This window comes from Mycolicibacterium madagascariense, from assembly GCF_010729665.1.
Lineage (GTDB): Bacteria > Actinomycetota > Actinomycetes > Mycobacteriales > Mycobacteriaceae > Mycobacterium > Mycobacterium madagascariense.
The window spans coordinates 5705215-5712088 of record NZ_AP022610.1 but is presented as its reverse complement, the minus strand read 5'-3'; the positions used below and the strand labels follow the sequence as shown (position 1 = coordinate 5712088).

Genomic DNA, 6874 nt, shown 5'->3' with positions numbered 1-6874 from the left:
GATCCACTGCGTCCACTTGTAGAAGTCGGTGTCGGTGGTGGAGAAGCTGCGCCGGGCGTCGTGGCCGAGCCCCAGCCCAGCTGGCGACGGAAGTTGACGATGTTCGCCTCGGTGCGGGTGGATGGGTCCCCGTCTGCACCGCGTACTCGGCGGGCAACCCGAACGCGTCGAAACCCAACGCGCAACACGTTACGTCCCGTCATACGGAAGTACCTGGCGTACACGTCGGTGGCGATGTAGCCCAGGGATGACCGACGCAGGCCTCGCCGGAGGGGTAGGGGAACATGTCCTGCACGAACATCTTGTCGGCGGGCACCTCGGAGCCGTCGGTGGGCGCCAGCGAGCCGACCGGGTTGGGCACGTGGAACGTTCCCAGCCGGTCCCAGTTCTGCTGCCAGGTACGTTCGATCTCCCCAGCCAGCGCCGCGTCGTAGCGGTGCCGGGTGCCTGAGGCGTCCGAGGCGCCTTGCCCATCAGTCACGCCGAACAGGGTAGTCACCTGCTGCTCTGAGCCCCAATCGCCATTCGCGGGCCGACCCGCCCGACACGTTGGTATCGGAACCGTTGCAGTGGGGTCAGGGCATGGTTGCAGGTCGATCCCGGGCCTAGTGGTGGCGATCGCGGCATGGATACAGTCGGCGCCTGGCCGGGGATCCCTCGGCCCCGACGACATCGCTTGAGCCGGAAGGACCGACGCTGAGATGCTCGAAACTGCCCGTCGCTGGGGACTTCTGGCCGGTGGCTTCGCCGCGGGCACCGCATGCGTACTCGGTCTCGCAGGCACCACGGCCTCCGCCGAGCCCGCCGCCCCCGTGCCCGCCCCCGCCCCCGCCACCGTCACGCAGACCGTCACGGTGCAGGCGGGCGCACCCGCCGCGGCGCCCGGGCCCAACGAGCTGACCGTCGCCACCCCGATCGCCGCCGCCCCGGCCATCAGCACCATCGTCCCCGCCGCCTCGGGCACCATCGCCGACTTCTTCAAGTCCAAGAACGTCGCCATGGAGCCGCAGAAGGCCGACGGCTTCAAGTCCCTCAACATCGTGCTCCCGATGCCCACCGGCTGGGCCCAGGTGCCCGACCCCAACGTGCCCGACGCCTTCGCGGTGATCGCCGACCGCGTCGGCGGCGACGGCCTCTACACCTCCAACGCTGCGCTCCAGGTCTACAAGCTGGTCGGGGACTTCGACCCCAAGGAGGCCATCAGCCACGGCCTCATCGACTCCCAGCAGCTCCCGGCGTTCCGCCCGATCAAGGGCTCGCTCGCAGACTTCGGCGGCATGCCGTCGGCCGCCATCGAGGGCACCTACCGGCAGAACAACCTCACGCTGAACACCTCGCGCCGGCACGTCCTCGCGACCTCCGGACCGGACAAGTACCTGGTGACGCTGTCGGTGACCACCAGCGCCGACGTGTCGGTCGCGGCGGGGTCGGCGACCGACGCGATCGTCAACGGGTTCCGGGTCGGGTCCCCCGATGCGCCGCCACCGCCGGCCGCCGCGCCCGTCGCAGCGCCGAACGCACCCACCGCACCCCAGGCCCCCGTCGCACCCGCCATCCTGCCCGCGGCCGCCCAGCCGCTCGGCCTGCACCGCTGAGCCCCCACCCGCACCCCCGCGCCGGGCCTCGTATGGTGGGGTCATGCTGATCGCCGCCGTGCTGTGCCTGTGCGCCGCCCTGGTGAGCGCCGCGACCGGGTTCTGGTCGCTGGCCCGGCGGCAGCCGACCGACGGCGTCGCGCGGGTGCTGCGGGCCGTCGTCCCCACCCAGCTGGCCGCCGCGGTGATGCTCGGCGCGGGCGGTGTCGTCGCGCTGATCGCCCCGCACCAGGCCGGGGTCGTGGCCGTCGCGGTCAGCGTGCTCGGTGCGGTCGGAACGGTCGCGGCGGGGTGCTACCAGAGCGCCAAGCTCGTCGCCGACAGTGAGGCCGCGGCGAGTGCCGGTTGTGCGGGGTCGTGCGCCTCGTGCACGCTGTCGTGCGGATGATCCTGCCGCACAACGACTTTCGTAGAGCGGCTAGTTGCGACTGACGTCGATCGGGTGGGTCGCCAGGAGCGACAGCGGCATCGGCTGACGCCGCAGCACCCGCCCCCACAGATCCACCCGCGGCTCGACCAGGACGTCGGATGGCAACGCCGACAACACGATCCAGTCGTCACGCTCGATCTCACCCTCGAGCTGCCCGATGGTCCAGCCCGAGTACCCGGCGTAGATCCGCACACCCTCGACGATGGGCTCGATGGCGTCGGGATCGGCGTCGAGGTCGACCATCACGATGCGGCCCTGGACGTGGCGCAGACCGGGCACGTCGTGCGGCTGGCGCCCCGCCCGCAAGGTGGCCAGGCAGAGGGCGGCGTCGCGTTTGACCGGCCCGCCGACGAACATCGTCTTGGGCTTCGTCGCGAGCTTCGTCCACTGCGGCAGCACGTTGAAGACGGCGGTTTCGCTGGGCCGGTTCAACACCACGCCGAGGGTGCCGCCGTCGTTGTGCTCGACGACGTAGATGACGCTGCGGCGGAACGTCGGCTCCATGAGATCGGTGTTGGCGAGCAGGAGCGTGCCCGCACGGACCCGGTTCGTCGCAGGTGCGATGTGGTCATCCGGTTCCTCCGACACCTGTCCATCATGACACCAGCGTTCGCCGATGGTGGCGATCAACCGCGGCCGTGCGGCGTTTGTTACCTGAATCCTTTGTAGGGTGGTTCGGTCGGCCCGCGACGACGACCTGCCCGCCGACCACCCCCACGACATCGGATGACATGTGACCTCGCCGCGCAACCGCCTCGTCCCGTGGCGAGCGGTTCGAGCCCTCCCCGAATTTCGCCGGTTGCTGGAGCTGCGGGCTGCCAGCTCGTTCGGCGACGGGTTGTTCCAGGGCGGTCTCGTCGGCGCGCTGCTGTTCAATCCCGACCGCGCCACCAGCCCGTGGGAGATCGCCGGATCGTTCGCCGTGCTGTATCTCCCCTACTCGCTGCTCGGTCCGTTCGCCGGCGCCCTGCTGGACCGGTGGGACCGCCGGACCGTCCTGATCGGCGCCAACCTCGCCCGGCTGCTGCTGATGATCGTGGTCGCGGTGCTCATCGCCTCCAGCGCGGGCGCCCCGTGGATCCTGCTCGGCTCCCTGGTCGTCAACGGCTTCACCCGCTTCGTGACGTCGGGGCTCTCGGCCGGGCTGCCGCACGTCGTGCCCCGCGAGCAGGTGCTGACTATGAACTCGGTGGCCACGGCCGTCAGCGCGGCGACGCTGTTCTTCGGCGCGGTCTTCATGCTGGTGCCGCGCTGGGCGTTCGGCGCCGGTGATAGCGGTTCGGCCGCCGCGCTGTTCATGGCGGCGGCACCCGTGGCGCTCGCGTGGTTCCTGTCCGTGCGGTTCGCACCCCACGTGCTCGGACCCGACGACTCGTCACGCGCCGTCCACGGCTCGGTGTTCTATGCCGTCGCCACCGGGTGGGGGTACGGGTTGCGCACGGCGTTCGTCGTGCCGAGCGTGGCCGCGACGCTGTCCGGGGTGATCGCCCACCGCGTGGTGTTCGGGATCAACACGCTGCTGGTCCTGGTCATCGTGCGGCACACCGGCTCGGCGAACGTGGCGGGCCTCGGCGTGGCCGTGCTGTTCGCCGCCTCGACCGGCCTCGGCTCGTTCCTGGCCAACTTCCTCACCCCGGTCGTCGTGCGCCGGTGGAGTCGTTTCGCCACGGTCAACGTCGCGGGCGCGGCCGCCGCCCTCCAGCTCGCCGCGGTCGGCCTCGACCTACCGATCATGATGGCCTGCGGTTTTCTGCTCGGCGCGGCCGGCCAGGTGGTCAAGCTGTGCGGCGATTCGGCGATGCAGCTCGACGTCGACGACGCGCTGCGCGGTCACGTCTTCACCGTGCAGGACTCACTGTTCTGGGTGGCCTTCGTCGCCTCCATCACGGCGTGCGCCGCCGTCATACCCGCCGACGGGCACTCCCCTGGGCTGGTCGTCGCCGGTGCCGTCGTGTACCTGCTCGGCATGGCCGCCAGCGCGGTGACCGGCAGGCGCGCGACGTGGCAGGTCTAGGGTGCCGATGGTGACGCCATGCTGACCGACCTCGTAGCCGACCTCCGCGCCGAGAGCGATGCCCTGGACGACCTGGTCGCCGGGCTCGACGACGACGGCTGGCGACTCGAGACGCTCGCCCCCGGCTGGACCATCGCCCATCAGATCGCGCACCTGTGGTGGACCGACGGGGTCTCGGTCGTCGCGGTGACCGACGAACGGGGGTTCGCCGAGATCCTCCGCGAGGCGGCCACCGACCCGTCCGGCTTCGTCGACGCGGGCGCCGAGCGGCTCGCGACGACGTCGCCGGCGGACCTGCTCGCCGAGTGGCGCAGCACGCGCGCCCGGCTGCACGCCGAACTGCTCGAGGTGGCCGACGGCAGGAAGCTCCCGTGGTTCGGCCCGCCCATGAGTGCGTCGTCGATGGCGACGGCGCGGCTCATGGAGACCTGGGCTCACGGGCTCGACGTCGCCGACGCCCTCGGCGTCACGCGGCCGGCGACGGCCAGGCTGCGCGCCATCGCCCACATCGGCGTCCGCACCAGGGACTTCGCGTTCACCGTGCACGGTCTGCCCGTTCCCGCCGAACCCTTCCTGGTCGAGTTGCGCGCCCCCGATGGCGACACGTGGTCATGGGGTCCGCAGGACGCCGCGCAGCGGGTGACGGGATCGGCCGAGGACTTCTGCATGCTGGTCACCCAGCGCAGACCGGCGGCCCAACTCGACGTCACGGCCGTCGGCGCGGACGCGTCGCGCTGGCTGACGATCGCGCAAGCGTTCGCGGGCCCGCCGGGCGCCGGCCGCGGTTAGGGCGCTCCGGCCGCGTCGGCCAGACCGTCGCCGTCGGCGTCGGTCAGGGTGAGGTCCCACGTCCCGTCGGCGTCGGTGTCCACGTAGACGATGCGGCCGCCGTCGCGACCGACGAGCGCCCGGTCGGCGAGACCGTCGCGGTCGGCGTCCAGCAGTCGGTCGTCGGCCTGGCCGTCGCCGTCGACGTCCGCCAGCGGACCGCCCGTGTGCTCCGCGCCGTCGAGCCCGAACCAGCGCAACGGACCCGCGCGCCCGTCGACTCCCAGTGCCCACGTGCCCGAGCCGTCGTCGGTGTAGGACGCCTCGGCGCGCCCGTCGTCGTCGAGATCCAGCAGCAGGTGATCGGCGACCCCGTCGCGGTCGAGGTCGGCCAGCGCGTCGTCGAGCCTGCCGTCCCCGTCGAAGTCGAGTCCGAACGCGTCGAAGACGCCGTCGCCGTCACTGTCGACGTTCGGTTCCACCGACCACGCCGCCGCCAACCCATCCCCGTCGCCAAGGCAGTACTCCACCCTGCTTCGACGCGCGCTCAGGCCTTGGCGTTCCACCACTTCCGAAGTTCGGCGACGGCCTCGTCGTGCTCGAGGGGGCCGCGGTCGAGGCGGAGTTCCTTGAGGTACTTCCACGCCTCGCCGACCTGGGGTCCCGGTGGGATGTCGAGGATCCGCATGATCTCGTTTCCGTCGAGGTCGGGCCGCACCCGCTGGAGGTCCTCCTTGGCCGCGAGCTCGGCGATGCGGTGTTCCAGGTCGTCGTAGTTGGCCTGCGCGCGGCGCGGCGCTTGTCGCGGGTGGTGCAGTCCGCCCGCACCAGCTTGTGCAACCGCTCCACCAGAGGGCCGGCGTCGGTGACGTAGCGCCGCACTGCCGAGTCGGTCCACTTGCCGTCCCCGTAGCCGTGGAACCGCAGGTGCAGATACACCAGCGCGGAGACGTCGTCGACCATCTGGTTGGAGTACTTCAGCGCATGCGCTTGCGGGTCAGCTTCGCCCCCACCACCTCGGTGATGGAAGCTCACCCGCCGTCGCTCGCGCCTGCGGGTGGCGGGCTTGCCGATGTCGTGCAGCAGCGCCGCCCACCGCAGCACCAGGTCCGGACCGCCGGGCCCCTCCAGGTCCATGGCCTGCCGCAGCACGGTCAGCGAATGCTGGTAGACGTCCTTGTGCTGGTGGTGCTCGTCGATCGCCATGCGCATCCCGCCCACCTCGGGCAGCACCACGTCACCCAGGCCGGTCTGCACCATCAGGTCGATGCCCGCCACGGGGTCGGCACCCAGCATCAGCTTGTCCAGCTCGGCCGCCACGCGCTCGACGGTGATGCGGCCGAGCTCGCCCGCCATCCGCGTCATGGCCTCGCGGACGCGGGGTGCGACACCGAACCCCAGCTGTGAGACGAATCTCGCTGCCCGCAGCATCCGCAGCGGGTCGTCGCCGAACGACACCTCCGGAGCCGACGGCGTGTCGAGCACGCGGTGCCGGATTGCCGCCAGCCCGCCCAGCGGATCGTGGAATTCGCCGAGGCCCGACGGCGTGATTGCCACGGCCATCGCGTTGGCGGTGAAGTCGCGACGCAGCAAATCGTCGGAGAGGTGGTCGCCGAACTGCACCTCGGGGTTTCGGGTGACCCGGTCGTACGCGTCGGCGCGGAACGTCGTGATCTCGAGGCGGTCGGTCCCCTTGCCGACGCCGACCGTGCCGAACTCGATGCCGGTGTCCCACAGGCCGTCGGCCCATCCGCGCACCACCTGCTGCACCTCGCGGGCCGGGCGTCGGTGGTGAAGTCCAGGTCCGTCAGCGGCCGTTGCAGCAGCGCGTCGCGGACACTGCCGCCGACCAGGTACAGCTCGTGTCCGGCGTCAGCGAACAACCGCCCCAGCTCGCCGAGGATGGCGGCGTGGGGCTGCAGCGCCTTCGCGGCAGCCAGCAGCTCCCCTGAGTCAGGCGGGCTGGCAGCGGGATCGTTCGGCACGTTCGTTGAGCCTAGTGGGCGCTCTCGGGTGTATTACGACCCGGCGACAAGCCGACCACGACGGCGAGTGCGGCCAGGGCGA

General features: G+C 71.3%; 6 protein-coding genes and 2 pseudogenes. 4 read left to right on the top strand and 4 right to left on the bottom strand.

All coding sequences use genetic code 11. The features are described from left to right. Positions 1 to 481: pseudogene (locus tag G6N60_RS27120) on the bottom strand (class I tRNA ligase family protein); the annotation flags it as partial. Between the two features lie 220 nt (positions 482 to 701). Between G6N60_RS27120 and G6N60_RS27115 the strand changes: the two are divergent. Together G6N60_RS27115 and G6N60_RS27110 are read left to right on the top strand one after the other, a co-directional pair. Next, entirely contained in the window at positions 702 to 1595 is an 894-nt protein-coding gene (locus G6N60_RS27115) for an LpqN/LpqT family lipoprotein (protein ID WP_163743201.1), read from the top strand. A 43-nt stretch (positions 1596 to 1638) separates the two neighbouring features. Next, a complete protein-coding gene (locus G6N60_RS27110) occupies positions 1639 to 1983 on the top strand; it encodes a hypothetical protein (RefSeq protein ID WP_163743199.1) in 345 nt (114 codons plus the stop codon). Between the two features lie 30 nt (positions 1984 to 2013). Here the strand turns inward: G6N60_RS27110 and G6N60_RS27105 are convergent, their stop codons facing one another. After that, a complete protein-coding gene (locus G6N60_RS27105) occupies positions 2014 to 2613 on the bottom strand; it encodes a YqgE/AlgH family protein (RefSeq protein WP_246241083.1) in 600 nt (199 codons plus the stop codon). Between the two features lie 145 nt (positions 2614 to 2758). Between G6N60_RS27105 and G6N60_RS27100 the strand changes: the two genes are divergently transcribed. Both G6N60_RS27100 and G6N60_RS27095 read left to right on the top strand, forming a co-directional pair. Then, complete coding sequence (locus tag G6N60_RS27100) at positions 2759 to 4039, top strand: MFS transporter (protein WP_163743195.1); 1281 nt, start codon at positions 2759 to 2761, stop codon at positions 4037 to 4039. An 18-nt stretch (positions 4040 to 4057) separates the two neighbouring features. Next, positions 4058 to 4828: a TIGR03084 family metal-binding protein gene (locus tag G6N60_RS27095; RefSeq protein WP_163730813.1), complete on the top strand. Its 771-nt coding sequence runs from the start codon at positions 4058 to 4060 to the stop codon at positions 4826 to 4828. On the opposite strand, the gene G6N60_RS27090 is transcribed toward G6N60_RS27095, so the two are convergent. Both G6N60_RS27090 and G6N60_RS27085 read right to left on the bottom strand, forming a co-directional pair. After that, entirely contained in the window at positions 4825 to 5337 is a 513-nt protein-coding gene (locus G6N60_RS27090) for a pullulanase (protein ID WP_163730811.1), read from the bottom strand. The two genes, G6N60_RS27095 and G6N60_RS27090, sit on opposite strands and share 4 nt — an antisense overlap. Next, a pseudogene (locus tag G6N60_RS27085) lies at positions 5267 to 6792 on the bottom strand (CCA tRNA nucleotidyltransferase). Before G6N60_RS27085 ends, G6N60_RS27090 begins: the two are co-directional and overlap by 71 nt. Between the last annotated feature and the right edge of the window lie 82 nt (positions 6793 to 6874).

Bases quoted from the DNA above. Each gene is read 5' to 3' on its own strand.
- G6N60_RS27115 (WP_163743201.1), top strand. From the start codon at position 702: ATGCTCGAAACTGCCCGTCGCTGGGGACTTCTGGCCGGTGGCTTCGCC.
- G6N60_RS27110 (WP_163743199.1), top strand. From the start codon at position 1,639: ATGCTGATCGCCGCCGTGCTGTGCCTGTGCGCCGCCCTGGTGAGCGCC.
- G6N60_RS27095 (WP_163730813.1), top strand. From the start codon at position 4,058: ATGCTGACCGACCTCGTAGCCGACCTCCGCGCCGAGAGCGATGCCCTG.